Source organism: Terrisphaera buseokensis (genome assembly GCF_047521145.2).
Taxonomy (GTDB): Bacteria; Verrucomicrobiota; Verrucomicrobiia; order Opitutales; family Opitutaceae; genus ER46.
The window spans coordinates 1,022,757-1,047,689 of sequence record NZ_CM134186.1 but is presented as its reverse complement, the minus strand read 5'-3'; the positions used below and the strand labels follow the sequence as shown (position 1 = coordinate 1,047,689).

Annotated in this window: 19 protein-coding genes and 1 pseudogene; 14 read left to right on the top strand and 6 right to left on the bottom strand. The window is 66.6% G+C overall.

Annotated elements, in window-relative coordinates; translation table 11 throughout:
* The first annotated feature begins 18 nt into the window (after positions 1 to 18).
* Complete coding sequence (locus tag ACLJEU_RS03785) at positions 19 to 2,139, top strand: heparinase II/III domain-containing protein (protein ID WP_414660902.1); 2,121 nt, start codon at positions 19 to 21, stop codon at positions 2,137 to 2,139.
* Positions 2,140 to 2,557: 418 nt separating this feature from the next.
* Positions 2,558 to 5,563 (top strand): DUF2339 domain-containing protein, encoded by a 3,006-nt coding sequence (locus ACLJEU_RS03780; protein WP_414660903.1) that lies wholly within the window; start codon positions 2,558 to 2,560, stop codon positions 5,561 to 5,563.
* Here ACLJEU_RS03780 and ACLJEU_RS03775 read toward each other — a convergent pair.
* The 3 genes from ACLJEU_RS03775 to ACLJEU_RS03765 all read right to left on the bottom strand — a co-directional run bounded on the left by ACLJEU_RS03775 (position 5,560) and on the right by ACLJEU_RS03765 (position 8,137).
* Entirely contained in the window at positions 5,560 to 6,765 is a 1,206-nt protein-coding gene (locus ACLJEU_RS03775) for a hypothetical protein (RefSeq protein ID WP_414660904.1), read from the bottom strand. The genes ACLJEU_RS03780 and ACLJEU_RS03775 overlap by 4 nt on opposite strands.
* 7 nt (positions 6,766 to 6,772) lie before the next feature.
* Positions 6,773 to 7,018 carry a hypothetical protein gene (locus ACLJEU_RS03770; RefSeq protein WP_414660905.1) on the bottom strand — a complete coding sequence of 82 codons (246 nt, stop codon included), beginning with the start codon at positions 7,016 to 7,018 and terminating at the stop codon, positions 6,773 to 6,775.
* A 165-nt stretch (positions 7,019 to 7,183) separates the two neighbouring features.
* Positions 7,184 to 8,137, bottom strand: coding sequence for an MBL fold metallo-hydrolase (locus ACLJEU_RS03765; protein ID WP_414660906.1), 954 nt, complete (start codon positions 8,135 to 8,137; stop codon positions 7,184 to 7,186).
* Between the two features lie 380 nt (positions 8,138 to 8,517).
* Between ACLJEU_RS03765 and ACLJEU_RS03760 the strand changes: the two genes are divergently transcribed.
* The 3 genes from ACLJEU_RS03760 (at position 8,518) to ACLJEU_RS03750 (ending at position 11,140) form a co-directional block, all read left to right on the top strand.
* A complete protein-coding gene (locus tag ACLJEU_RS03760; RefSeq protein ID WP_414660907.1) occupies positions 8,518 to 9,069 on the top strand; it encodes an RNA polymerase sigma factor in 552 nt (183 codons plus the stop codon).
* Between the two features lie 74 nt (positions 9,070 to 9,143).
* Positions 9,144 to 9,986 (top strand): zf-HC2 domain-containing protein, encoded by an 843-nt coding sequence (locus tag ACLJEU_RS03755; protein ID WP_414660908.1) that lies wholly within the window; start codon positions 9,144 to 9,146, stop codon positions 9,984 to 9,986.
* A gap of 68 nt (positions 9,987 to 10,054) precedes the next feature.
* A complete protein-coding gene (locus tag ACLJEU_RS03750) occupies positions 10,055 to 11,140 on the top strand; it encodes a DUF4097 family beta strand repeat-containing protein (protein ID WP_414660909.1) in 1,086 nt (361 codons plus the stop codon).
* A gap of 501 nt (positions 11,141 to 11,641) precedes the next feature.
* On the opposite strand, the gene ACLJEU_RS03745 is transcribed toward ACLJEU_RS03750, so the two are convergent.
* The gene (locus ACLJEU_RS03745) at positions 11,642 to 12,040 is read right to left on the bottom strand and encodes an energy transducer TonB (RefSeq protein ID WP_414660910.1); all 399 of its coding nucleotides are present in this window, start codon (positions 12,038 to 12,040) and stop codon (positions 11,642 to 11,644) included.
* 469 nt (positions 12,041 to 12,509) lie between these two features.
* On the opposite strand from ACLJEU_RS03745, the pseudogene ACLJEU_RS03740 reads away from it, so the two are divergent.
* The 9 genes and pseudogenes from ACLJEU_RS03740 to ACLJEU_RS03700 all read left to right on the top strand — a co-directional run.
* Positions 12,510 to 13,472: pseudogene (locus ACLJEU_RS03740) on the top strand (acyl-CoA desaturase); the annotation flags it as partial.
* Between the two features lie 390 nt (positions 13,473 to 13,862).
* Complete coding sequence (locus tag ACLJEU_RS03735) at positions 13,863 to 15,185, top strand: NAD(P)/FAD-dependent oxidoreductase (protein ID WP_414660911.1); 1,323 nt, start codon at positions 13,863 to 13,865, stop codon at positions 15,183 to 15,185.
* Positions 15,186 to 15,487: 302 nt separating this feature from the next.
* On the top strand, positions 15,488 to 16,420 hold the full coding sequence (locus tag ACLJEU_RS03730; RefSeq protein ID WP_414660912.1) for a DUF1365 domain-containing protein: 933 nt from the start codon (positions 15,488 to 15,490) through the stop codon (positions 16,418 to 16,420).
* A complete protein-coding gene (locus ACLJEU_RS03725) occupies positions 16,417 to 17,754 on the top strand; it encodes a class I SAM-dependent methyltransferase (RefSeq protein WP_414660913.1) in 1,338 nt (445 codons plus the stop codon). The genes ACLJEU_RS03730 and ACLJEU_RS03725 overlap by 4 nt, the downstream gene beginning before the upstream one ends.
* A gap of 114 nt (positions 17,755 to 17,868) precedes the next feature.
* Positions 17,869 to 18,264: a DUF1475 family protein gene (locus ACLJEU_RS03720; protein WP_414660914.1), complete on the top strand. Its 396-nt coding sequence runs from the start codon at positions 17,869 to 17,871 to the stop codon at positions 18,262 to 18,264.
* On the top strand, positions 18,261 to 18,776 hold the full coding sequence (locus ACLJEU_RS03715; RefSeq protein ID WP_414660915.1) for a DUF2062 domain-containing protein: 516 nt from the start codon (positions 18,261 to 18,263) through the stop codon (positions 18,774 to 18,776). Before ACLJEU_RS03720 ends, ACLJEU_RS03715 begins: the two co-directional genes overlap by 4 nt.
* Positions 18,773 to 19,564 carry a DUF1295 domain-containing protein gene (locus ACLJEU_RS03710; RefSeq protein WP_414660916.1) on the top strand — a complete coding sequence of 264 codons (792 nt, stop codon included), beginning with the start codon at positions 18,773 to 18,775 and terminating at the stop codon, positions 19,562 to 19,564. Before ACLJEU_RS03715 ends, ACLJEU_RS03710 begins: the two co-directional genes overlap by 4 nt.
* A gap of 73 nt (positions 19,565 to 19,637) precedes the next feature.
* On the top strand, positions 19,638 to 20,657 hold the full coding sequence (locus tag ACLJEU_RS03705) for an SAM-dependent methyltransferase (RefSeq protein ID WP_414660917.1): 1,020 nt from the start codon (positions 19,638 to 19,640) through the stop codon (positions 20,655 to 20,657).
* Positions 20,658 to 20,791: 134 nt separating this feature from the next.
* Positions 20,792 to 21,553: a tetratricopeptide repeat protein gene (locus ACLJEU_RS03700; protein ID WP_414660918.1), complete on the top strand. Its 762-nt coding sequence runs from the start codon at positions 20,792 to 20,794 to the stop codon at positions 21,551 to 21,553.
* Positions 21,554 to 21,765: 212 nt separating this feature from the next.
* On the opposite strand, the gene ACLJEU_RS03695 is transcribed toward ACLJEU_RS03700, so the two are convergent.
* Positions 21,766 to 22,617 (bottom strand): amidohydrolase family protein, encoded by an 852-nt coding sequence (locus ACLJEU_RS03695; RefSeq protein ID WP_414660919.1) that lies wholly within the window; start codon positions 22,615 to 22,617, stop codon positions 21,766 to 21,768.
* A gap of 101 nt (positions 22,618 to 22,718) precedes the next feature.
* Positions 22,719 to 24,755 carry an NAD-dependent DNA ligase LigA gene (gene ligA, locus ACLJEU_RS03690; protein ID WP_414660920.1) on the bottom strand — a complete coding sequence of 679 codons (2,037 nt, stop codon included), beginning with the start codon at positions 24,753 to 24,755 and terminating at the stop codon, positions 22,719 to 22,721.
* Between the last annotated feature and the right edge of the window lie 178 nt (positions 24,756 to 24,933).

Sequence of the window (24,933 nt, the reverse complement as noted above, 5' to 3'; positions counted from 1 at the left end):
CCGCCCCGATTTGCCGTCATGATTCGCCTGCTCCTGTTCCTGCTCGTCGTCGTGGTCGCGCCCGCACGCGCGGCGACCGATCCCGGCGCGGTCGTGCCGGCGACGGCCCCGCGCACGCTCGTCCTCGCGAGCCAGCGCGATGCGTTCCGCGCGTATTGCACCACTGGGGACGGCGCGACGGCGTTCGCGCGGATCCGTTCCGATCTCGACCGGGTTTACCTGCAGCAGCCACTCCCCGCTGAGCCGGTCACGTACGGCGATCCCTCGCCCTCGAAACGCACCTCGGACAAGGCCGATCTCTGGCGCGCGCAGCAGGACATCACGGGCCGCATCTCCGCCATCGCGGAAGCCGCGGCCCTCTGCTGGATCGTGACCGGAGAATCGAAATACTTCGACCGGGCCCGCGAGATCCTGCTCCACACCGCAGGCTGGCATTTCGCACCCGACTGGAAGTCGGGGTCCGTGCCCGGCGCGACCGACATCCACTACAACGACGAGGCGCACTTCCGGCTCTGGCGCAAACTCCCGTTGGTCTACGATCAACTGCGGTCAAAACTCTCCGCCGCCGATCGCGCGATCATTCTCGCTCACTTCAAGCAGCGCGGCGCGCGCTCCGTGGCCTGGATCGAGAAGGAGGGCGACATCGCGAATATCCGGCGCAACTCGCTCGAATCGGATCTCTCCTCCCATCCTGTGCGCTTCATGCCGATGACCGGGCTCACCGCGCTCGCGTTGTGGGACGATCTGCCGGAGGCGCGGCAGTGGTGGACGTTGGCCTACACCTTCTATCGCGATCAATTCACGCCTTGGGGCGGCGACGACGGCGGCTGGGGCGAAGGCAGCGCGTACTGGCGCGGCACATTCGAGCACGCCTCCTTTCAGGATGCGTTGATCGCGCTCGGCGATCCGCTGGCGTACGCCACGCCGTTCTGGAAAAATTCGCCGTACTTCGCGCTGTATAATGTGCAGCCCTACCTGCACACGGTCTTCGGCGATGCATCGAATGCCGGCCGGTTCAACCTTGAGCCCGCGACCGCCGACTATTTCGAGCACCTCGCACGCGTGCAGCAGAACGGTTTTTTCCGCAGCTACGCCGCGCTCTCGACCGACACCCGAACACGCCCCATCGACAAGGGCCTCTCCGGTCTCGATCGCAGTTACCCGACGGCGGCGGAGTTTCTGGTGCGCAATTTCACCGTGGCCTCCCGCCCGCTGCCGGCGCCACGGCCGCTCGCGGAACTGCCGCCGCACCGGTATTTCGCGGATGTCGGCTGGGTGTCGCTCCACAGCGCGCTCGGCCGGCCCGACGATGACATCCAACTGACGTTCCGCGCCTCACCGTACGGCTCGTTCAGCCACAGTCACGCCGACCAGCTCGGTTTCATCCTCAACGCCTTCGGCGAGGGTCTCGCGATCAACTCCGCGTATCGGGAATTCCACAACTCCCCGCACCACGAGCAATGGACGCGGCAGTCGCGTTCGAAGAACGTCATCCTGATCGACGGCGTCGGCCAGAAGGCCAAATCGAAGGACGCCACGGGCAAGGTCACCCGCTTCGAGCAGGCGGGGCGCACCGTATGGACCACCGGTGACGCCACCGCAGCCTATCGCGTCGCGCAGGCGGAACCGGGCCGCGTGCAGCGCGTCACGCGCGACGTGGTGTTCGTTGATCAGCGCTATGTGGTGCTGCGCGATCGCGTGAGCCTGACGTCGCCCGCGAAGCTGACGTGGCTCCTCCATGCCGAAAAGAACCTCGCCTGGAATGCCGCGCAGTCGACCGCGACGATCCGCGGCGCCGCCGGCAAAGCCTCGCTCACCGCGCGGATCATCGCGCCCGGCGTGACCTGGCAGGGGCAGACCACCACCGAGTTCCCCGTGCCCGTCGATCCGAAATACACGAAGTCAGCCGCCGGCTCACCCTACATCACCGGCTCCTGGCATAATCAGGCACATCTCAGCCTGGAGTCGGACAACGCCGCGAACGAGTTCACCGTCTACGCCGTGCTCTGGCCCGAACGCGGCGCGCAACCCGCGGCCATCGAGGTCACGATCGATCGCGCGGCCACGCTGTCGGTGCGCCGGCCGGATGGGAAAGCGGATACGATCACGCTGAGCGACACCGCGCTCGCGGTGAAGTGAGGGCGCGGGTCGCCGGAGATCGCCCGAACGATCGCGGCTGAACCACGGCAACAACGAGAGTACAGCGGGGACTTTGGCTGGGACGTCTGGGACCGCGACCGCACCCGGCGGTCGCGATGTCCATGGAGAAAGCGGTGCTGGCGTTCACCGCTGATCGAGCGGGCCGCGTGAGCGCCCGATCATAGGTGGCGGGAGCATCTTGCTCCCGGAGTTCGAATCGGGAGCTGGAAGCTCCCGCCACTCAGAATAGCCCGAGCCCAACTCTTCAATCATGCCCAACTCGCCTCCGCTCGGTGCCGTTGCGGTTCCATTCCCACGGCGGAGTTTGGGTTGATTCGGACACGCGTTCCGGATGCCCGCGGCGCACTTGCGTTCCCGGCACCACCGGCGGAGTCTCGGGCCCACTTCGCTCACCGGCATGGCTCCCCTGCTCCTTGTGTTTTTCACGCTGGTCCTCGTGGCGTTTCCCGTCTGGGCGATCTTTCGGATCGCCGCGCTGCAACGAAAGAACGAGGAACTGGAAACGCGCGTTCGCCGGATCGAACTCGAAGCTCTCACGCGGCCAAGCGCGCCAGCGGCTCTACCGCTGATCCCGCCGGCAGTCGTCGCTCCCGCCGCTTCGGCCCACCCGCCGATCGCCCCGGTGGCACCATCGGTGGTCGCGCCGCCGCCGGTGGCCGTGCCGTTGCCGACGCCGCCTGCGTCCGCGCCGACCATGCTGCCACCGCCGGTGATCACATCGCTTGCGCCGCCACCAGCCGCAGCCCCGACCTCACCTCCCGCACCGGCCATTCCGCCCGTGGCGGCTGGTCCGCGGCGCAACTGGGAGCACTTCACCGGTGCCAAGCTGCTCGCGTGGACCGGAGGCTTCGCGGCGTTTCTCGGCGCGGCGTTCTTCATCAAGTATTCGTTCGAGCATGACCTGATTCCGGCGGGCGTCCGCGTGGCGCTCGGGTATCTGTTCGGCCTGCTGCTGATCGGCGGTGGGTTGAAAATCCCCCGGCCGCGCTACACCGCCACCGCGCACACGCTTTGCGCCACCGGCATTGTGTGCCTCTACGCAGTGACGTTTGCCTGCAACTCGATCTACCATTTCGAGTTCTTTGGCCCGATCCCGACCTTCCTGCTGATGGCGTTGATCACGGGCGGCGCGTTTCTCCTCGCGGTCCGTCTCGGCGCGCAAGTGGTCGCCGTGTTGGGCATGCTCGGCGGGTTTCTCACGCCGGTGTTGCTGTCGTCCGGACGCGACAACGCCGTCGGACTTTTCAGCTACATCGCGCTGCTCGATGTCGGACTGGTCGCGCTGGCCTTGCACCAACGCTGGCTTTTTCTCGTGCCGCTGGGTGCGGCGGGCACGGTGGCGATGCAGCTGGGCTGGGCGTCGCACTACCTGAGCGCGGCGCGAACGCCCACGGCGATGGTCGTCTGTCTCGTTTTCTGCGGGGTGTTTCTCGCCGCGCACCTCGTATCCAGAAAGCTGGGGCGCACGGCACCGCAGCTGCGGTGGTCGGCGCTGGCGCTCGCGGGCGTCGCGCTGCTGTTCGCCCTGGGCTTCATCGGCTACGGCACGATTGCCGCGCAACCGGCGCTGCTCTTCGGCTTCGTGCTCGCCGCCGACGCGTGCCTGCTGGCACTGGCGTGGTTCGACGACGCCTCGCCTCGCGCGCACTTGATTGGCGGCTTTGGGGCCTTCGCCCTGCTGGCGATCTGGACCGCGACGCGGCTGACCGACGACCTGCTGCCGTGGGCGCTCGGGCTGTACCTGATCTTCGGCACGATGCACACGGCGTTTCCGCTGCTGCTCGAGCGACGGCGACCGGGCGTCGCCCTGCCGGGCTGGAGCCAGTGTTTTCCGCTGCTGGCCCTTGCGTTGGTTCTGATCCCCGTGCTCCGGTTCGACACCGTGCCGCTGCTGCTCTGGCCGTGCGTGCTGCTGCTCGACGTGCTGGCCATTGGACTCGCGTTGTTCATCGGGTCGGTGGCCGCCGTCGGCGTGGCGCTGATCCTGACGCTGACCGCCGCCGGGCTCTGGCTCTTTCGTTTGCCGCCGTCACTGCCGGCGGACCCGTGGCAGTTCCTCGCCGTCATCGGCGGCTTCGCGGTGCTGTTTTTCGCCGCAGGCGGTTTTCTCGCGCGCCGATTGCCGGCGACGCCCGCAATGCCCGGCCGCGGCCTCGGCGATCCGCGCGCCCAGCTGCCGGCCTTCTCCGCGTTGATGCCATTTCTATTGATGGTCATGGTCGCGCAGCGGCTGCCGGACACCAATCCGCACGCGCTCTTCGGGCTTGCGCTGCTCCTCGTCCTGCTTGGTCTCGGCCTCACCCGTGTGCTCGCCGTGGCGTGGTTGCCCGCGTGTTCGCTCGCCGGTGTGACGGTGCTCGCTTACACGTGGCATGGCAGCCACGGCGCGCCGGGTCAGGCCGGAATCCTGCTGGGCTGGATCGGGGTGTTCTACGCCGTGTTCACAGTCTTTCCGTTCGGATTCCGGCGTCGGTTTGAAACGGATACAGGCCCGTGGGCGGTGGCGGCGCTCGCCGGCATCGTGCTGTTTCCGCTGGTCTACCGCCTCATCGATCGCGTTGCGGCCAACGACGTCATGGGCCTCGTCCCCGCCGCCTTCGCCATCGCACCGCTCGTGAGTTTCGCGGCGCTTTACCGTTCACCCGCCGCCGACGACGGCGCGCGGCTCAACCAGCTCGCCTGGTTTGGCGGGACGGCGTTGTTCTTCCTGACCCTGATCATTCCGATCCAGTTTGAGCGCCAGTGGATCACACTGGGCTGGGCGCTCGAGGGCGTCGCGTTGCTGGCACTTTTTCGCCGCGTGACGCACACGGGACTGCGCGCGACGGGCGTGGTGCTGTTGACGGCGGCATTCGTACGCCTCGCGTTCAACCCGGCGGTGCTGAACTACCAGGTGCGTTCCGGCACCCCGATCTTCAACTGGTATCTGTACACCTATGGCGTCGCGATCGCCTGTCTCTTCCTCGGCGCGGTGCTGTCGCCGCCGCCGGACAATCGATCGCTCGGCGTGCGGCTTCCGCCCTTGCTGAACTCCCTCGGCGCCGTGCTGGCGTTTCTGCTGTTGAACATCGAGATCGCCGACTTCTTCCAGACGCCGGGCACGCGGACGCTCACGTTTCAGTTCTCCGGAAATTTCGCGCGCGACATGACCTATACGATCGCGTGGGCGTTGTTCGCGCTGGGACTGCTCTTGATCAGCATCTGGCGGCGCACGCGAGCGGGCCGGTTTGCGGCGCTCGCGCTGCTCGCGGTGGCGGTGCTGAAGTTGTTCGTGCACGATCTCGAGCGGCTCGACGCCCTGCATCGGATCGGCGCGCTCTTCGCCGTCGCGATCATCGCGATCGTGGCGTCGCTCGCCTACCAGCGTTTCCTCCCGGGCGACGAGCCGGCGGCGAAACGTTAGCCGCGGTGCAGTTCCTCGGCGCGGGCGTTGAACGCCGTCAGCACTTCGGTGTGCTCACGCGCCTCGCTGCCGTTCACGTGCACGAGGCCGCGCGCGAACGGCGGCTGCTCGCCGGCGGCGTCCTCCCATTGCGACCACGCGTAACCGACCACGGCAGGATGGCGCGCCATCCGATCGATCGTCGTCCGCGAGCGGCGCAGCATGCGCTCGAAGGTCGTGAGCCGCGGCGTGCGAACGCGCGCGCCCGGCCGCGACCGCTCGTCCTCGACCCACGCGACGTCGTTGGCCAGCACCGGTTGCGTCGCGATGGCGTCAGCCGGCGGCAGTTCGAGCCAGTGCGGCAGGGCGACGTCCACCGCGGGATAGGTGCACTCGGCGAGCACCTGCGCGGCCACCTTGCCGGAGAAACGGCAGCCGAACACGAGGTGGTTTGCATCGGCGGCGCGCAGCGCGGTGGACGTCGCGGCGAAATACCGTCGCGCGCATTCCCGCGTCCAGCGCAGGTCGTCGCGATGATAGCCCCGCGTCGCGAGCCCCACATCGCTGCGCGTCAGCTCCCGCACCACTTCCTTATTGGGCAGCGCGGCGGCCCACGCCCGCGCCACGGCTTCGAGACGGCCGCCGTGCGACGCCAGGACGAACTCCCACGCCGCGTGATACGCAGCGAAACTCGGCTCGAGGCTCAGGCAAATTTGCAACAGTGACGGCCGGCCCGCGGCCGGCGGACTCGCCCATTCCACGGTGTCGTCGGTGACCCAGCCGACGAGCGCGGGATTGCCGGCCAGCGGCGTGCAGACCTCGTGCGCCCGCGCGGACGCCAGTTGCAGCCACTCCGGATCAAACATGTCCGGCAGCCGCAGGCCGGGCGCGATGAGCTGAGGGCCGGTGCGAACGAAGTCCACCGACGCCAGAAACGGCAGGCCATCGTCGCGTCCCGCCGAATCACGGCCCACGCCGACGGCGTTGAAACCCCACGCGCGCAGTCGCGCAGCCGAGTCGCGGGTGAACGCGCTGTCGGGTGGATCGCCCGCGGTGCGCACGCCGTGCACGCCGCGGAAAAAGAAGGGACTGCCCGACGGATCGACCAGCCACCAGCGGCCGGCGGTGTCCTGACCGACGCGATAAAAGCCTTCACGGCCGCGCATCGTCGCCGGTCGCAGCGCCTGGCCGCCGACCGCGGAAAGCTCGTCGGCGGGCGCCATGGCGCGTTCAGCGATCCTTGCTGCTGCTCTTCTTGCCGCCCTTGTCGCCGTAGGCCAGGACCGTTCCGGCCAGCACGCCCACGGCGAACACGCCGAAAAAGATCAGCGCGGCGGGCGCGTGGATCGGTTTCTTGTCCGTCGCGCCCGCGACCGGGAAACGGAAATCGATCGCGTGTCCATTGTTGAGGCCAACATAGAGGATCACGAAAAGGATCGCGAGGAGCACGAGGGTCTTGACGACGGCTTTGAGCATGAGCGGAGAGTCTGCGACGGAACAGGCCGAGGAGCTAACGACCGCGAGGGTGCTCCGCAAATGCAAACACGCCGGCGCTGCTTCACCGGTGTAAGTGCGAGTGCGAGCGAGCGGACGAACGCCGCTCGACGGCACTCGCAGTCGCGTCCAGGCGGCCGCTGTGCGTTACGCCTTCTTGTCGGTCAACTCGTCGAAGGCGACGCCGAGGTTGGCGGGCAACCGGTTGCCGGGACCGACCGGTTGGTGGAAATCCGGGAAGCCGGGCAGATTGTCGAGGGCGACGATCTTTTCCTTGGGCTCGCCGGCGGTGATCTTCTTCTGCGTGTAGTCAAGGAGACCCGAGAGGTAGTCGCGAAAGATCAACAGATCGCCCCGCGCCGCCGTCACACCGAACTTCGCGCTGCCGTGGCCGAAGATGTAGATCGCATCGGCCGGATACGTCTGCGCGACCTTCTCGAGCAGCCCGATCCACGCCTTGATGCGCCCGCCGCCGACGCGATCGATCGCGGGATAAACCCGGTTGAAGGCGAGATCGCCCATGTGAACCACGTTGGCCTTTTCGAAGAGCGTGACGATGTCGCCCTTGGTGTGGCCGGCGCCAAAGTATTTCGCGGACACGACCTCGCCGCCGAGCGGCATGCGCCAGGTGTCGGCAAAGGTGGTGTCGGCGTACACCTGATCGTCGAGTTTCTTGTCCGACTCCGCCCGCGCCCGCTGGAGCGCCGGGACGTTGGCGTGCGCCACAATCGTCGCGGTCTCGGGCTTGAACACCCGGTTGCCCCCGGTGTGATCGCCGTGGTGGTGCGAGTTGACGAGCACGTTGAGCTTGCGGCCGGAGCGGCCCGGCAGACCGGACAGGAAGAGCGGCGCGGTGTCGGGAAACTGGGTGTCGACGGCGGCGACAGCGTCTGCGTTGACGAGCCAGCCGATGGTGCCGCCGCGAGCGGTGAAGAGGCCGACGTCGCGGCGCAGCGGTTTGAACTCCGGGACCGCGGGCGCGGGCGCGGCGGTCGGCGGACGCACGGCGGCGGGAGCGGATTTTTCGGCGGCGTGAGAGCGGACCAGGAGGCCCGCGGCGGAAACCAGGGTGGAACGAACAAGGAAGGCGCGTCGGTTCATGGCCAACCGCTAGCTCGTTCCGCGCCGCAATAGAAGCAAAACTGGCTAAGGGACATGAAACTTTAACTGCACCCTCCGCCGGCACCACGGAACCACGGCGGCACAGCGGCACGAGACCGTCGGGCGGGATTCCGGGCGAAGAAAAACGGTAACCATTCCCCGCCGGGCCGGTTCTTTGGGACAACACTCTCCCATGTCCTGCCGCCGTGATCGCCGCACTCGAAGTCATTCCCGTTCCGTCCTGCCCGTCTGCCGCACGCCCTGAGCCCTGGTCTGCTCCGGCGAAACCGCTCGCGACTCCGTGCCGTTCCATGATTAGTTCCCCGCCTCACTCTGCCACCGTGGAAGTCGCGACCGCCCCTCGTTCCGATCATGCGCTGATGATCGCCGTTCGTGACGGCGAGCTCGACGCGCTGGGCGAGTTGTTCGAGCGGCATCACGGCCCGCTCTTCGGTTTTCTCGTCAAGCTCACCGGCAGCCGAACCAGCGCGGAGGACGTCGCGCAAACGGTCTTCCAGCGCATGCTGAAGTACCGGCACACGTATCGCGACGACGGCAGCTTCACGGCGTGGATGTACCATCTCGCCCGGAGATGCGCCGCGGATCATTTTCGCAAAGCCAGCTCGGCTCCACACGCGATCGATCCCGTTGACCTGCACGAGCACGCGGACGACGCGCCCCACGCGGCCCACCACGCCACGATGCGCGACGATCACGCGGTGCTGCACGCCGCGCTCGCCCGCCTCGATCAGGGTGACCGCGAGGTGCTGCTGCTCTCCCGTTTCCAGGAACTCTCCTTCGCGGAGATCGCCGGCATCCTCGACTGCTCGGTCGGGGCCGCGAAGGTCCGGGCCCACCGCGCGCTGCGCACCCTGCGCGACGTGTTTCTCCGGCTCGAGCGGTCAAAATCGTCCGCTGCGGGCACCGAATAAACCCCGCGCGCCTCCACCGCTCCTGTCGCCACCGGCCACACCGCCCACCGATTTCACTTTCGACGTTTCGCCCCATGAATTGCCCAACCGCCCGTGACCTTCTGCCTGAGTTGCTCGATCCCCGCACGCCCGCCGCGGCGCTGCCCGAGCTCCGCGCGCACGTGGCCGGCTGTCCGGAGTGCCAGCGCGAGCTGGCCAGTCTCACCCAGCTCGGCCGGACGCTCGATCAACCGGCCGGCGCGCCGTCACCCCGGCTTCGTGCCCACGTGTACGCCCTGATCGCAGCCGAGAAGGACCTCGTCGCCCGCGAGGCGCGCCGCCTCGACGAGTCGCCCACCACGCCGTCGCGGCCGGGGGCGTCGACTTCGCTTTGGCGCTGGATCGTTTCGCCGCTGGCAGGCTGCGCGCTCCTCGCCCTCGGCTTCATCGCCGGCACCCGTTATGCGCCACCCGCACCGACCGTGCCGGTGGCGGACGAGGCGACGAAACGCGAGCTCGCGGACGTGCGCCGGGAGTTGAAAAAGATGACGCAGGTCTTCGGCTACTCGCTCCTGCAGCAGCAACAGGGGCCGGCCAACGAACGGCTCCGCGAAGTGCTGGCGTCGGCCAACACCGAGACGCCCAACGACAAGGTGCTCGACGATCTGATCAGCGCGCTGGCCTTCGACCCGAGCACGAACGTCCGGCTCCGTGCCCTCGAGGCGCTGTACCCGCACGCCGATCGCGACATGGTGCGCGCCGGCGTCCTCGCCGCCCTGCCGCGCGAACAAAACCCGCTCGTGCAACTCGAGCTGATCGACTTCGTCGCCGCCGCTCGCGACCGGGCGGCGACGCCGATCCTCCAGAAGATTTCCCAAAACGAGCAGACCGAACGCACGGTCCGTGACGCGGCCCAGCGCGCCCTGGCTCAGCTCTGATTTTCCACAACCTCCACGACTGCGACCACCGAACGAGCGCTCTCACTCAAACCACGCTCCCACTGTTCATGAAACCTCACGCTTTCGTCCGTTTCTCCGCCTTCACTCTGGCCTGTGCCACCGCCGTGGCTGCGCACGCCGAGCAGGCCACCAGCACCATCTCGTTTTCCGATCCCGCCAAGCCCGGCACGGTCAAGGTCATGCTCGGCCGCGGCGATCTCTGGGTCCAAGGTGCCGACACCCCGGACGTCATCGTCAAGTCCGAGGCCAAGGCCGTCAGCAAGGCCCCGCGCAAGGACGGCCTGCGGGTCCTCACCGCCTCGTCGAGCTTCTCGCTCACGGAGGCGGGCAACATCGTCACGCTCGACGGCGTGTCCGACATGGGCAAAGGCGGCAGTGAATTCCGCCTCACCGTGCCGAAAAGCACCACGCTCGTGGTCCAGAATTCGTGGGGCGGCGAGATCACGTGCAGCAACCTCGATGGCGACATCGAGATCAAGAGCATGAACGGCGAGATCCGGCTCAACGACATCGGCGGCGGCGTGCTCGTCGAGACGATGAACGGCGAGATCAGCGCCACCATCCGTGAATTGCGCGACAACAAGCCGCTTTCGTTCACCTCGTGGAACGGCGAGGTGGTGCTGCGCGTCCCTGCGGAAGCAAAGGCCAGCGTGCGGCTCCGAACCCAGAACGGATCCGTGCTCACCGACTTCGACGAGACGGCCCTCGTCACGAAGACCGAGAACACGGCCGGATCCTCCGCCTCGCGGCGAATCCGGGAGGTCAAGAGCGGCCGGGTGATCAGCGAGGAAGTGCGCGAATCGATTCGTGAAGCCGCGCAAGTCGGCGCGACCGCCGTGAAGCAGGCGCTGGAGGCGGTGCGCGAAGGGCTGGACGCCGCGCGCGTCAGTGCCGACGAAGCCAGCAAGGAAGTGGACGCCGCCCGCCGCGAACTCGAGCGCAGCCGCGCCCGCACGGCCAAGCCGTTACACGCTGCGAACGGCCCCGTCCCGCCAGTCCCGCCGAAGCCACCGATTCCGACCATCAGCGGCGGGAAACTCGTCACGGGCACACTCAACGGCGGCGGCCCGGAGATCAGCGTCGCCACCATGAACGGTGACGTGACGCTCCGCCGGTTGGTGGCGAAGCCTTAAGGGGCGGATCGCCGTCTGAGACGGGGCATCCAGGGGAAGCGACACCCTGGGAAAGTGACATCCTGGGACCGCGACCGCCCCCGGTCGCCTTTGGGAAGGAACCGACCGGCAACCGTCCCGTTGAGTCGGAAGCGACCGGGGGCGGTCGCGGTCCCAGGCGGTCGCGTAAGTTATAAGCGGGAACTGCACCGGTACACCTCCCCCGCTTTTATACGTAGCGTAGCGTATTCCCTTTTGCCGGAAACAATCTACTCTCTGGCCTTTCATACCTGTCCACTTTCCTGCCGCCATGCTGCCCGTCGTCATCCTTCTGCTCCTCCTCACTGCCCTTGTGGCGACTGAACCGTCGTCTCCGGGCGGTAACGACAGCTGACGGAAAGTGATCCGTTCCGGAGAGCGCCGCCCGGTGGCATTCTCCGCCGGACGAGCCGCGGCCAGGGTATAAATTAACAGGGGCGCCCCCGCGAACGGAGGCGCCCCTGGTGTTTTCTAGGTTAGACCTTATTCGAGGCCGGCGAAACTGGCACCCGTGCCCACCGGATCGATGATCCTGACCGGCAGGGCGACCTTCGTCGCGACCGCCTTGCCATCGATTTCAGCGGGCAGGAAGCGCCATTGCTTCACCGCCTTCACTACGGCCGTTGCCAGCAGCTCGTCCGTGGTGGACTTGATGCTGAATTCGGCCGGTTTTCCTGCTGCGTCCACCACGAACTCGAGGAAGACCGCGCCCCCATTGAATTCCGGGCCGACCGTGGGCGAAACCACGCTGACGGGCACCGGCACTCCTGGGTCCTTGCGGCACGTCTCGAGGTAGGTCGCTTCCGGCGTCGACGCCGAAGCGGCGACGATCGGGAGCAAGCCCACGGTGAGGAGGACGACGAGTTTACGAACTGCTTTCATGGTATTAAACTCCGCGGGTAAGGCGGAGAGTTTGGTTTTCTCTATCGGTTTAAGGACCACCCGGACGCGAGCTGCGCGCAAACGCAGTCCACCACCGGGCGGTTTCGGCCCTGCGACCGGTGAAGGCCGCGGAACCAAAGGATCCGTTTTGGGGAAACCAGCGGGAGGCGCGAAACTCGTCCACGCGCCGCCCGCCAAAGTGTGTGTCGCCGGGAGCCCAGGCCTTCGGCCTGCATCTCAGAGAACAGGCCCCGAGGCCCGCGCTCCCAACCGTCGTCAAAGAACACCCGCTTGGGGGAGGTCCTTCGAAAGCAAGTCCTGTAGAGCAGGGGCCGTGCCGCCGACGCAAGGGATTCGCGACGCCGTCGCCAGAACGTAACGGCTGGAAACAACCACCCGATTTTCCTCGAAACCCGGCTTGCACGTGCCGATGTCCCGGGGTTGTTTGCAACGCGCCGAAAGCTCAATCATGCCCGAATCCGAAACCGCCCAAAAACCCGCCCCGATCAGTCGTCTACGTGCCGCCCTTCTCCAATGGGTCGATTCGGACTACACTCCTGAAAGCCCCGAGAAGATCCGCGCCGAACCGGATCGCGTGGATTGGATGCGTTGCATCCCGTTTCTCATTCTGCACCTCGGCTGTTTCGCGGTAATCTGGGTCGGCGCGAGTTCGTTCGCGGTCTGGTCCGCCGTGGCGCTCTATTTCATCCGGATGTTTGCCGTCACCGGCATCTATCACCGCTATTTTTCGCACAAGACCTACAGCACCTCGCGAGTTGGCCAGTTTTTCCTGGCGCTCTGGGGTGCCACCACCGTCCAGCGCGGCGCGCTCTGGTGGGCGTATCACCACCGTCACCACCATAAGCACTCCGACCAGGAGGAGGATGCCCACTCGCCGCACGTCCACGGCTTCCTCTGGTCGCACATCGGCTGGATCACGAGCCGCCGGAATTTCCCGACGGATTACTCGCAAATCAAGGACCTCGCCAAGTTCCCCGAGCTGGTGTGGCTAAACCGGTTCGACACCGCGGTGCCATTCCTTTTCGCCTTCGCGATGTACGGTCTCGGCGCCGTCCTCGAAACCTACGCGCCCGGCCTCGGTACCAATGGCTGGCAGATGCTCGTGTGGGGCTTCTTCATCAGCACGACCGCCCTCTTCCACGGCACGGCCTGCATCAATTCGATGGCGCATCTGATGGGCAAGCGTCGCTTCGACACCTCGGACGACTCCCGCAACAGCTTCATCCTGGCGATCATTTGCCTCGGCGAAGGCTGGCACAACAACCACCACCGCTACCAGTCCTCCACCCGCAACGGGTTTTACTGGTGGGAAATCGACATCACTTACTACGGCCTCAAGGCCCTCTCGTGGACCGGTCTGATCTGGGGCCTCAAGCCCGTGCCGGCTTCCATCATGGAGGAAGCCGCCCGCGCCGATCACCACGCGAGCATCGCTGCCGCGCAGCGCGCCGCGCACACGCATCCGGAGTATTCTTCATTGAAGCGCGTTGTTCCGGCCGCTGCGGCCATCGCCGTCGCGACCGCCACGGCCGCCCAAGCCACGATGCCCCAAAAGGCGGAAGGTCCCGCGATCCACCAGCAGGCCTCCGAGTTGACCGAGCACGGCGGGACGAAAACACCGCCGCCCTCGCGCAGTGTGTAAGCTCACGCTCCGTCCCGCATCGACTCGATTTGGCAGGCGCCGCCAGCCGCGGCGCCTTTTTTCCGTCCGGCCACCGCACCATTCGGTGCGTCCATGGGTCCGGACAACGCGTAACACCTGCGCACTCTCCGCCTCACCGCCCTCTTCCCGCCACGTTTCATGCCTTCACTTGCCATCATCGGAACCGGAATCGCCGGCCTGGGGTGCGCCCACTTCCTGCAGCGCGATTTCGATCTCACGATTTTCGAGCAGAACGACTACGTCGGCGGCCACACGAACACGATCACCACGCCGGAGCCCGGCACGGCGCGGAGCGTCGCCATGGACACGGGCTTCATGGTGTTCAACAAAGTCACGTACCCGTGCCTCACGCGCCTCTTCGATCAACTGAACGTCGCGATCAAACCGACCGCCATGTCGTTCAGCGTACGCCACGCTGAAAGCGGCCTCGAGTTCGCCGGCTCCTCGCTCAACCACCTGTTCGCCCAGCGCCGGAATCTGCTGCGTCCGCGTTTCTGGCGCATGCTGTCCGCGATCAACCGCTTCAACGCCGAGGCCGTCGCCGCCCTCGCCGACCCGGCTGCGGCCCACGAAACGCTCGGCGACTACGTGCGGCGTCGCGGCTACGGCACCGACTTCTTCAACCTCTATCTCGTGCCGATGAGCTCGGCCGTATGGAGCACGCCGCCCGAGCAGATGCTGGCGTTCCCCGCCACGACGCTGCTGCGCTTCTTTCACAATCACGGTTTCCTCGGACTGAACACGCAGCATCCGTGGTGGACCGTCGACGGCGGCGCGAAGTCCTACGTGACCAAGCTCACGGCGCCGTGGCGCGACCGCATTCGTCTCGGCGAAGCGGCCACGCGCATCGTCCGCACGGGCGACGGCGTGGCGGTCACGACCGTCACGGGCCAGGTACACACCTTCGACAAAGTCATCCTGGCGTGCCACGGCGATCAGGCGCGCCGGTTGCTCGCCGCTCCCACCTTCGACGAGGACCGGTTGCTCAGCACGTTTCGTTACCAGCCCAATGTCGCCACGGTGCACACGGACGCCTCCGTCATGCCGCGACGCCGCCTCGCGTGGTCGAGTTGGAACTACGAGATCGCCCGAGACGCCGCCGGCCGCACGTCGACGGCAACGCACTACTGGATGAACGAGCTGCAGGGCGTCTCCGACCGCGAGAACTACTTCGTCACCATCAACCGACCCGAGGCGATCGCGCCGAACCGCGTGTTGCGCCGGATCAACTACGAGCACCCGCTCTTCAGTCTCCCCGCGGTGCGCGCCCAGGCGGAGATCCCCGCGCTCAACGCCGCCGCCGTGGGCGGAACCGAGACGTATTTCGCCGGCGCGTGGCAGCGGTATGGCTTTCATGAGGACGGCCTGCTCAGCGCCGTGAAACTCAGTGAACTGATCCTGCGCCGGGATCCGTGGCCGACCACGGCGCCCCGCGCCACCGTCCTCGCCCACGCCGGTTAGCCCCATCCTCGTACTCCCCCTAAAAACCGTCCCAGCCCTTCTCCGAGGTCTGTCATCTAATCGATGACAAACCGGGCAAGCGGTGTTTCGGGGAACTTTTTGCGGGCCAACCGTGGCCGGGGCCGCGCAGGCATGGAAAACGCAGCCTTGGCAGGCAAGATCACCTGATCACGCGGCCGGCGACGCAGGCGGGTGGAGTCAGGCTGAACAGACGCCACTGGATCGCGATTCCGGCGTTTGTTGCGTTTGCCGGCATCCGGCGACACCACTGAGCCGTTAAACGTTCATTCAGCGAAACGAACATGAAGTCCTGTCTTTACGAGTGCCATGTGATGCACGCGCGCTTTTCTCCGCGTGCGCACCGGTTTCTCTATCGCATCTTCCTGTTCGCGATCGATCTGGATGAACTCGAGGCGTTGCCCCGCCAGGTGAAGTTTTTCTCCCGCGAACGCCGCAATCTGTACTCGTTTCGTGAACGCGACTACCTGCCGACGAACGAGCCGATGCATTCAGCCGGGAGCGCAGGCGTCCCGCCTGCTTCCGCCGATGCAGTCGCGACGCCTGCGCTTCCGCTCAAGCAGCGCGTGGAAGCCTACGCCGCGGCGCACGGTGTCGACATTTCCGGCGGGCGCGTGGTGCTCGTGACGCTCCCGCGCGTGGCGGGCTATCTGTTCAACCCGGTGTCGTTCTATTTCTGTACGGATCGCCACGGCGCGCCCGCGGCTGCGATTGCGGAAGTCACGAACACGTTTCGCGAGGTGAAACCCTATTTTCTCGGGACCGACACCTGGTGCCACGCGGCCGCCCCTTCGTCACCGGAAGGCTCCTCCAGCGCAGGCGCGCCCGGGGCGAGTGCCGCGGGGCCGGCGGCGTTTCATCTGCGCGTGCCGAAGCATTTCTACGTGTCGCCGTACTCCGATGTCGACGTGGCCTTCGATTTCGTGCTCCGCCTGCCTGAAGCGAGGCTCTCGATTCAGATCGACGACTACGTCGGCACCGACCGCACCCTGACCAGCACGCTCACCGGTATCCAGCGTCCCCTGACGTCCGGCCGGCTCGCGTGGCTCACGATCAAATACCCGTTGATCACGTTGCGGGTGATCAGCCTCATTCATTGGCACGCCTTCCTGCTGTGGTTGAAACGCGTGCCGTGGTTTTCCAAGTCCGCCCGCGCCGCCGAACAACGGGAGCTTTATCGCCCCCATCAGTCCCTCCAGCCCTCCGACGCCGCATGAGTTCGTCCAGCAGCACCCAAACCAACGAGGCCCCGGCGCTCGTCGCCGAACCGGTCAACACCCGGCCCGCCACCCCGCCGGCGATGTCGTCGCTTTATCGTCGCGCGCTCGTCGGCGCTTTCACGCCGATGAAACGCGGCCACCTGCGGCTCGAGCTGCCCGACGGCACGCACTGCGATTTCGGCACCCGTGATGCCGCCGCGCCCACGCCGCCGCACGGCGGCATCGCCGCGCACTCGGCGATGCGCGTCCGCCGCGAGGCGTTTTTCAAGCGGTGTGTCTGGTCGGGCGACATCGGGTTTGCCGAGTCCTACATCGACGGTGACTGGGAGACGTCGGATCTCACCGCGACGCTCGCCTTCTTCATTCGCAATCTCGATCAGTCCCCGACGCTGTCCGGTTCTCAGAACAGCCGGCCGGCCGCCTTGAATCTGTTGCGCGTCGCAAACCGCATCGGCCATCTCCTGCGGCCCAACACCCGCGCGACGGCGCGGCGCAACATCAGCGATCACTACGATCTCTCGAACGACTTCTTCGCGCTGTGGCTCGATCCGTCGCTGATGTACTCGGCCGCGAAATGGCCCGCGCACGCACCGGACGTTTCACTCGAGGCCGCCCAGCGCGAGAAGAACGACGCGCTCTGCCGCAAGCTCCGGCTCGCGCCGACGGATCACGTGCTCGAGATCGGCACCGGCTGGGGCGGTTGGTCGATTCACGCCGCCCGCACCTATGGCTGCCGTGTGACCACGGTCACGATCTCGCGGCAGCAATTCGATCTCGCCCGGCAGCGGGTCAACGCCGCGGGCCTGGCGGATCGCGTCGACGTGCAGCTCTGCGATTTCCGCGACATCCAAGGCTCCTTCGACAAGATCGTCTCGATCGAAATGGTCGAGGCGCTCGGCCACCGCTTCCAGGCGACGTTCGCCGAAGTCGTCTCGCGTCTGCTGAAACCCAACGGGCTGATGGCGCTGCAGTTCATCACGTGCCCGGACTCCCGCTACGATGAATTCCGCGGCGGCGTGGACTTCATCCAGAAGCACATCTTCCCCGGCTCGCTGTTGCTGTCCGTGAACCGGCTCAACGAGCTCTTCGCCGCCAAGGGCGGCCTCGTGCTCCACGCCCTCGAGGACTTCGGTCCCGACTACGCCCGCACGCTCCGCCTCTGGCGCGATCAGTTCACCGCCAAACTCGATCACGTCCGCGCGCTCGGCTTCGACGATCGGTTCATCCGCAAATGGACCTACTACCTGTGCTACTGCGAAGCCGCCTTCGCCCTGCGCAACATCTCCGTCGTTCACACGCTGCACACGCGGGCGAACAATCTATCAATCTGAGTCGAGGAGGCTACGAGACGAGAAGTCCAGGAGCCGGACAACGCACCGACCCACTTCACCGCCCGGCTGTTGGACTTCTCGCCCGCTCGACTCCTCGACCCTCCACTCTCTCCCATGATCCTCTTCCTCCGCGGTCTGTTCATCGTCATCCTGTTGTCGATGCTCGCGGTCACCTCGTGGGCGAGCCTGCACACGCCGTTGTTCGCGATTCCGCGCGAGGTGTTTCAGCACCCGTGGTTCATCGCGACGCTGTTCGACGCGTACTGGGCGTTCGTCGCGGTCTATGTCTGGGTCGCCTGGAAGGAACAGAGCCTCGGCGCCCGCCTGCTGTGGTTCGTCGCCCTCATCGCCCTCGGCAACATTGCCATCGCGGTCTATTTTCTTCGCGAGCTGTTTCGCGTGCCCGCCGATGGCTCACTTGATCCGGTGTTGAGCCGGCGCAATCCCGGCACGCTCGCGCTGCCTGCGATCCTCACCGCGCTGAGCGTCGCCGTCTATCTGCTCGCATGAGCGCCGCTTCAATCGCGCCTCCCTCTCCGGCCGCACCGGTCCGCGGCGGCTTCTGGTATCGGCGCTGCGTGCAACCAGTCCTCGCGCAACTCAAGCAGGGCGTCGCTCCCGATCAAATCGCCCGCACGCTCGCCGTCGGCACCGCCTGCTCGCTGTTTCCGTTCCTCGGCTTCACGGCCCTGCTGAATTTCATCGTGGGCCTTGGGCTGCGGATGAACCAGCCGATCCTGCAAACGCTGAACCAGCTGCTCGCTCCCCTGCAAATCGCGCTGATCCTGGCGTACGTGCGCGTCGGCGAGGCGATCTGGCGCACGGAAGGCGCGCATTTCACGATCGGCGAAATGGTCCGCGAATTTCGCGACCGCACGTTCCTCGAGTTTCTGCAACGCTTCGGCTGGGCCGGTGTGCACGCCTTCACCGCGTGGGCGATCTCCGCCCCGGTGATCATCGCCGTCCTGTATTGGCTGATACGCCCCGCGCTGCGCCGGGCCGCCGCCGCTCGCTCCGCATGAACGCCCTTACTCTCGCCGGTGTCGCCACCGCTGCCCTCTGCCTCGGCTTTGCCGCGATCTACGCCCTCTCGCGGCGGCTGAACAACTACGGCGTGGTCGACATCGCGTGGTCGTATGCGTTCGCCGCGCTCGCGACCTTCTACGCACTGGCCGGCAGCGGTTGGGAAATCCGCCGCGCGTTGATCGCCGCCATGGCGGCGTTGTGGAGCCTCCGGCTTGGCACGCATCTGCTCGTGCGCGTCGCGCGGCATCATCCGACGGAAGACACCCGTTACCTTCAGCTGCGCCACGACTGGGCGGGAAACTTTCACGCGAAGATGTTCGGCTTCTTCCAGCTCCAAGCCGTGTCGGTCGTCGCGCTGGGCGTGGCGTTTCTGGTGTCGGTGCAGAATCCCACGCCCCACCTGCACCCGCTGGAAATCGCCGGCGCACTGATCTGGCTGCTGGCGTTGAGCGGGGAGGCGCTGGCCGACGCCCAGCTGGCCGCGTTCAAACGCGACGACCGCCATCGCGGCCAAGTCTGCGACGTGGGATTGTGGCGGTACAGCCGTCATCCGAATTATTTTTTCGAGTGGCTGATCTGGGTCGGCTATTTCGTCTTCGCCCTCGCGTCGCCGTGGGGCGTGCTCGCGATCATCGGCCCCGCCGGCATCCTGTTTCTCCTGCTGCGCGTGACCGGCATTCCGATGGCGGAGGAACAGAGCCTGCGCAGCAAGGGCGACGCCTACCGCCGCTACCAGCAGACCACGAGCGCGTTCGTGCCGTGGTTCCGCCGCGATCGACCGTGAACGGTGTCGTCCCCAACGCGATCGCACCCGCACTGAACCGACCACGCATCCTGCACCGGTCTTCACCCGTACCATGTCGTCCATGATCGATACGCTGCTCAAAAAGGATCTCGTTCCCGACACGCTCATCCGGATCGGCATTCGCCGGCTGCTGGCCCACCGTGTCCGCGAGGAGACGGCGCGCTACAATCGCGAGGCGTACGTCGCCGACCTCAAGACCCGGCCCATCGCCGAAGACACCCGGGCCGCGAACGAGCAGCACTACGAAGTCCCGACCGCCTTCTACCAACACTGTCTCGGCCGCCACCTAAAATATTCGGGCTGCCTTTACCCGATCGGCACGGAGACGCTGGACGAGGCCGAGGCGCACATGCTCGCGCTGTACGTCGAGCGCGCGCGCATCACCGACGGTCAGACGATCCTCGAACTTGGCTGCGGCTGGGGATCGCTTTCGCTCTATCTTGCCGAGCGCTTTCCGAACTCCCAAATCACGGGCGTCTCGAATTCGCGCACGCAACGCGAGTACATCGAGGCTGAAGCGCGGCGCCGCGGACTCGGCAACCTGCGGATTCTCACCCGCGACATGAACACGTTCGAGGCCCCGGCCGGTGCCTTCGATCGCGTCGTGTCGATCGAGATGTTCGAACACATGAAAAACTACCAGCGCCTCCTCGCGAACGTCGCGCGCTGGCTGAAGCCCGAGGGGCTTTTGTTCGTGCACATCTTCACGCACGCGCGCGTGTCGTATCACTTTGTGCCGCGCGACTCGACCGACTGGATGGCGCGGTATTTTTTCACCGGCGGCCAGATGCCGGCGCACGATCTGTTGATGCAGTTCCAGGACGATCTCCATCTCGTCGCCGACTGGAAGGTCAATGGCCGCCACTACCAGCAGACCGCCGAGCACTGGCTGCAGAACATGGACGCCCATCGCGACGAGATCATGCCGCTCTTGGCCGACACCTACGGTGCCGGTCACGAGACGAAATGGTGGTCCTACTGGCGCGTTTTCTACATGGCCTGCGCCGAGCTCTGGGGTTACCGCAACGGCGAGGAATGGCTCGTGAGCCACTATCTCTTCCGCAAGCCCTGAGAATTGCGGATTTCGGATTGCGGAATGCGGATTTCTCCAAACGACAATACCTCTCGCCTCTCGCCTCTCGCCTCTCGCCTCTCGCCTCTCGCCTCTCGCCTCTCGCCTCTCGCCTCTCGCCTCCTGTCTTCGCAATGCGCCCACCCCGCGGCTTCCTGCTGCTCGTTGCCTCCCTTGGCTGCCTGACGCCCCTCGCCCGGGCTACCGTCGACAGCTTGGTGCGCGAAGGGCTGGCGGCCGAAGCCCAACTCGACACGCGCCGCGCCTTGGAATTGTTTCTCGACGCGGAAAAATCACGCCCTGACGACGCCGCCGTCCTCCGGAAGATCGCCCGGCTCTATTCCGACCTCTCCCTGGATTTGGGAGACCCGGCCGAACAACGAAAGATGGTCGAACGGGCGCTCGACTACTCGCGCCGGGCCGTCGCCGCGGATCCCAGCAACGCCGAGGGCGTTCTCTGTCTCGCGGTTTGCTACGGCAAACTGGCCCTCCAAGGCGGCGCGCGCGATCGCGTAAGGTACTCCCGCATGGTACGCGAGGAGACCGTACGAGCCCTGAGCCTCGACCCCGGTTATGCCTGGGCGCATCACCTGCTCGGCCGGTGGAATCACGAGGTCAGCGCCCTCAGCACCACGGCCAGGGTCGTCGTCCGCGTCTTCTACGGCGGCCTGCCCGACGCCTCCACGGCCGAAGCGGTAAAGCATCTCAAACGCGCCGTGGAGCTCGAGCCTTCGCAGCTGCAACACCAGCTCGAACTCGGCTTCGCCCACCTCGCCAACAACGAGCCGGAGCAGGCCCGCGCTGCCTTTGCGGCCGGACTCGCCATGCCCTCCCGTGAGAAACACGACGAGCCGGCCAAGGTGCGTGCGCGAGCGGCGTTGGCCCAGCTACCTTGAATTCGCCGCCGCGGGCTTCGCAAACGATCGCCCGATGGTAGCGCGGCTTGTCCCCAAGCCGCCGAGTGGACTGTGACGCCTTTCGGCAGACGGCGCGTTCGGACAACGCTCCCTCCTTTTTCGCCAATCTTCCCGTCTCATACCAATCGCTCCTTGCTTTTGGAATTCTGGATCGATCGTGGCTAAAGTCCAAAGGCAAAGAGCGATCGGTATCAAAGCCGGTACACGCGCTGGGCGTTGCGCACGTAGAAGCGCTGCAGTTCGTCCGCCGTAGCACCGCGCAGCGCGTCGTCCACCGTGTCCACCCAGCGCGGATACTCCGTCGCCTGCGTGCTCACCGGCCAGTCACCGCCGAACATCACGCGGTCGAACCCAAAGCACGCGAACACGTGATCGAGATAGGGCTGGAGGTCCGCTGGCGTCCACCGCGCAAAATCCGCCTCGGTGACCAGCCCGCTCACCTTGCACCACACGTTCTCCAATTGGGATAATTCCCGCAGCTCGGCCCGCCACGGATCGAGCCGGCCGGACTTGATGTCGGGCTTGCCGATGTGATCGAGGACGAACGTCACGTGCGGACACTGCCGGACGAGTGCGATCGCAGCCGCCAGCTGTCGGTGCAGAATGCACAGATCGAAACTGAAACCATGGCGCGGCAGCAGCTGCACGCCGCGGACAAAGTCCGGGCGCAGGCAAAACGCATCGTCCGCCTCAGACTGGATCAACCGGCGGACGCCCTTGACCAGCGGATTTTTCGCCAGCTGCGCGAGGTGGGCGTCGGCCGCCTCGCCCCTCTCGAGCGACGCCTGCGCCACGATCCCGCGCAGCCGGGGATCGCGCCGCGCCACGTCGGTGACCCAGTTCACCTCGTCGAGCGCCTGCGCCGGATCACAGTCGCACTGCACAAACACCATCTTCGCCACGTCGACCGCGCCGCAGGCCCGGCGGTAGTCATCGATCAGATGACTCCGATTCAACGCCGGCACCCCCGCGAGCCACGGGTAGCGCAACCGCCCCGGGTCCCAGAGATGAAGATGCGTGTCGACGAGTGGAAACGAAGGCATGGGGAAGAAAACGTGAGCGCGACTACGCTGATAATGCCGCCCGCGCCGACGCAACCATGGATCCAGCGTTGCCGTGCCGAACGGCCCGACCCACCGCTCACCTACTTCCCGGCGATGAGGCGCAGCAGTTCCGCTTCGTCGATGACCGGCACGCCGAATTCGTGCGCTTGTTTGAGTTTCGAACCCGGTTCCGCGCCGGCGACGACGAAGTGCGTGTGGCGGCTGACGGCATTGCTCACTTTGCCGCCCGCCGCCTCGATCCGCGCGGTAACCTCGGCTCGCGTGAGCGTCGGCAACGTCCCGGTGAGCACAAGCACCCTGCCCTTCAACCGCCCCGTTACCGCCGCCACCGATTCCGCGCCGACGCCGACGCTGATCAGATCCGCGATCACGCCCTGAAAACGGAGATCGCCGAGGGCCGGGATCGTTTTGGGCCCGAGCTCCGCGACGCCCGCCAGACTGCCGCATTGTCGCGCCAAGTCCTTGGCGGTCGCGGCGCCGACCTGCGGAACGCCGAGCCCGTGCACGACGCGCCAGAGGTCCGCGCGTTTGCTGCGCTCGATCCCGGCGAGCAACCGGTCGACGGATTTTTCGTTGTTCCTGCCCAGGGCGAGCAGATCAGCGCGGCGCAGCCGGTAAAGATCCGGCAGCTCCCGCACCCAGCCTTCGCCGACCAGAATCTCGATCATCGCCGGCCCCAGCCCTTCGATGTCCAAGCACGCCTTCGAGGCGAAATGCTCCAACCGTCGCCGCAGTTGCGCCGGACAGCCCAGGTTGGGACAACGAACCGCCACCTCGCTGTCACCGCGGGTCACGGGCGTGTAGCACGCCGGGCACGCCACGGGAAAGCGATACGGCTGCGCCTCGGGGAGGCGGCGCGAGAGGTTCACGCCCACGACGGCGGGAATGACATCGCCCGCCTTCTCGAGGTACACGAAGTCGCCGATCCGGATGTCCTTCCGCGCAATCTCGTCACGATTGTGCAGCGTCGCCCGCGTCACCGTGGATCCGGCAATCGCCACGGGCACCAATTCCGCGACCGGGGTCAGCACACCGGTGCGCCCCACTTGCAGCGTGATCGCGCGGAGCCGCGTCTCGGCTCGTTCCGGCGCGAACTTGTAAGCGAGCGCCCACCGCGGTGCGGCCTCACCCGATCCGGCCTCCCGCTGCAACGCCACGGCGTCGAGCTTCACGACGGCACCATCGGTGGGAAAGGGAAACTCGCCGCGCGCGCGACCGACCGCCGCAATCGCCCGCACGAGTTCATCCGCCCCGCGCGCCGGCCACACCTCGGGTATCACGGGCAGGCCCCACGCGCGCAACGCCGCGTGCAGGCGCTGTTGCGTCGCCGGTTGCGCGGCCGCGGGCTCGCACGCCCCGAGCCCGAAGAACACCACGCGCAGGCCGCGCGACCCCACGGAGCGGGCGTCGGCTTGCCGCACCGTGCCCGCCGCAAGGTTGCGCGGATTCGCGAAACCCGTTTCCCCCGCGGCCTCGCGCTCGGCGTTCAACCGGGCGAACGTCTCGAGCGGCACATGAATCTCGCCGCGCACCTCGACGATCTCCGGCCATGGGTGTTCCATCGTAGCGGTCAACGTGCGCGGCAGGCCGTCGATCAACCCGACATTCGCGGTGATGTCGTCGCCCTCGATGCCGTTGCCCCGCGTGACCGCGCGCACGAGCCGGCCGCGCTCGTAGGTCACGCTGATCGCGAGCCCGTCGAACTTGGGTTCCACGACAAATTCGAGATCGTCCCGACCGAGCATTTTCACGAGTCGCGCGTGGAACGCCCGGACTTCCGCCTCGGCGTACGCCTTGTCGAGGCTGAGCATGCGCTCGCGATGCCGGTAGTGGGGAAAGTGTCCGGACCGATCGTCGCCGATCGGCGCCAACGGGACCGCCGCTGTCGCCGCGTCCGGGTGCGCCCGCTCCAGTTCGGCGAGGCGGCGTTTCAGCTGGTCGTAGGCCGCGTCATCGATGACCGGCTCGGCCTGGCGATGATACAGCCGGTCGTGCCGCGCGATTTCGGCGCGCAGGGCCTCGATTTGATCGCGGGCATCGGCCGCCGCCGGCTCGGCCGCGATCAGCCGAACGACGCTGGCGGTGACGATGAGGAAGAGAAATGAGATCAGCTTCATGGGACTTTCGAGATGGCGCAGCCATCCACCAAAGGCTGACCCGGCATGAAGCGGCCGGGTCGGTTGCAGGAGAACGTGATTCCCGCGGGCGCGGAAATCGGGGCCCGCCAGCAGTGGGCGGACTGCGCCGATTCGTCGAGCGCCGGCTTGCCCCCAAAACGCAGGTTCAGCCATTCTG

Excerpts from the sequence above, each read along its gene's own strand:
- ACLJEU_RS03785 (WP_414660902.1), top strand. The coding sequence starts at position 19 with ATGATTCGCCTGCTCCTGTTCCTGCTCGTCGTCGTGGTCGCGCCCGCA.
- ACLJEU_RS03780 (WP_414660903.1), top strand. The coding sequence starts at position 2,558 with ATGGCTCCCCTGCTCCTTGTGTTTTTCACGCTGGTCCTCGTGGCGTTT.
- ACLJEU_RS03775 (WP_414660904.1), bottom strand. The coding sequence starts at position 6,765 with ATGGCGCCCGCCGACGAGCTTTCCGCGGTCGGCGGCCAGGCGCTGCGA.
- ACLJEU_RS03770 (WP_414660905.1), bottom strand. The coding sequence starts at position 7,018 with ATGCTCAAAGCCGTCGTCAAGACCCTCGTGCTCCTCGCGATCCTTTTC.
- ACLJEU_RS03765 (WP_414660906.1), bottom strand. The coding sequence starts at position 8,137 with ATGAACCGACGCGCCTTCCTTGTTCGTTCCACCCTGGTTTCCGCCGCG.
- ACLJEU_RS03760 (WP_414660907.1), top strand. The coding sequence starts at position 8,518 with ATGATCGCCGTTCGTGACGGCGAGCTCGACGCGCTGGGCGAGTTGTTC.
- ACLJEU_RS03755 (WP_414660908.1), top strand. The coding sequence starts at position 9,144 with ATGAATTGCCCAACCGCCCGTGACCTTCTGCCTGAGTTGCTCGATCCC.
- ACLJEU_RS03750 (WP_414660909.1), top strand. The coding sequence starts at position 10,055 with ATGAAACCTCACGCTTTCGTCCGTTTCTCCGCCTTCACTCTGGCCTGT.
- ACLJEU_RS03745 (WP_414660910.1), bottom strand. The coding sequence starts at position 12,040 with ATGAAAGCAGTTCGTAAACTCGTCGTCCTCCTCACCGTGGGCTTGCTC.
- ACLJEU_RS03735 (WP_414660911.1), top strand. The coding sequence starts at position 13,863 with ATGCCTTCACTTGCCATCATCGGAACCGGAATCGCCGGCCTGGGGTGC.
- ACLJEU_RS03730 (WP_414660912.1), top strand. The coding sequence starts at position 15,488 with ATGAAGTCCTGTCTTTACGAGTGCCATGTGATGCACGCGCGCTTTTCT.
- ACLJEU_RS03725 (WP_414660913.1), top strand. The coding sequence starts at position 16,417 with ATGAGTTCGTCCAGCAGCACCCAAACCAACGAGGCCCCGGCGCTCGTC.
- ACLJEU_RS03720 (WP_414660914.1), top strand. The coding sequence starts at position 17,869 with ATGATCCTCTTCCTCCGCGGTCTGTTCATCGTCATCCTGTTGTCGATG.
- ACLJEU_RS03715 (WP_414660915.1), top strand. The coding sequence starts at position 18,261 with ATGAGCGCCGCTTCAATCGCGCCTCCCTCTCCGGCCGCACCGGTCCGC.
- ACLJEU_RS03710 (WP_414660916.1), top strand. The coding sequence starts at position 18,773 with ATGAACGCCCTTACTCTCGCCGGTGTCGCCACCGCTGCCCTCTGCCTC.
- ACLJEU_RS03705 (WP_414660917.1), top strand. The coding sequence starts at position 19,638 with ATGTCGTCCATGATCGATACGCTGCTCAAAAAGGATCTCGTTCCCGAC.
- ACLJEU_RS03700 (WP_414660918.1), top strand. The coding sequence starts at position 20,792 with ATGCGCCCACCCCGCGGCTTCCTGCTGCTCGTTGCCTCCCTTGGCTGC.
- ACLJEU_RS03695 (WP_414660919.1), bottom strand. The coding sequence starts at position 22,617 with ATGCCTTCGTTTCCACTCGTCGACACGCATCTTCATCTCTGGGACCCG.
- ligA (WP_414660920.1), bottom strand. The coding sequence starts at position 24,755 with ATGAAGCTGATCTCATTTCTCTTCCTCATCGTCACCGCCAGCGTCGTT.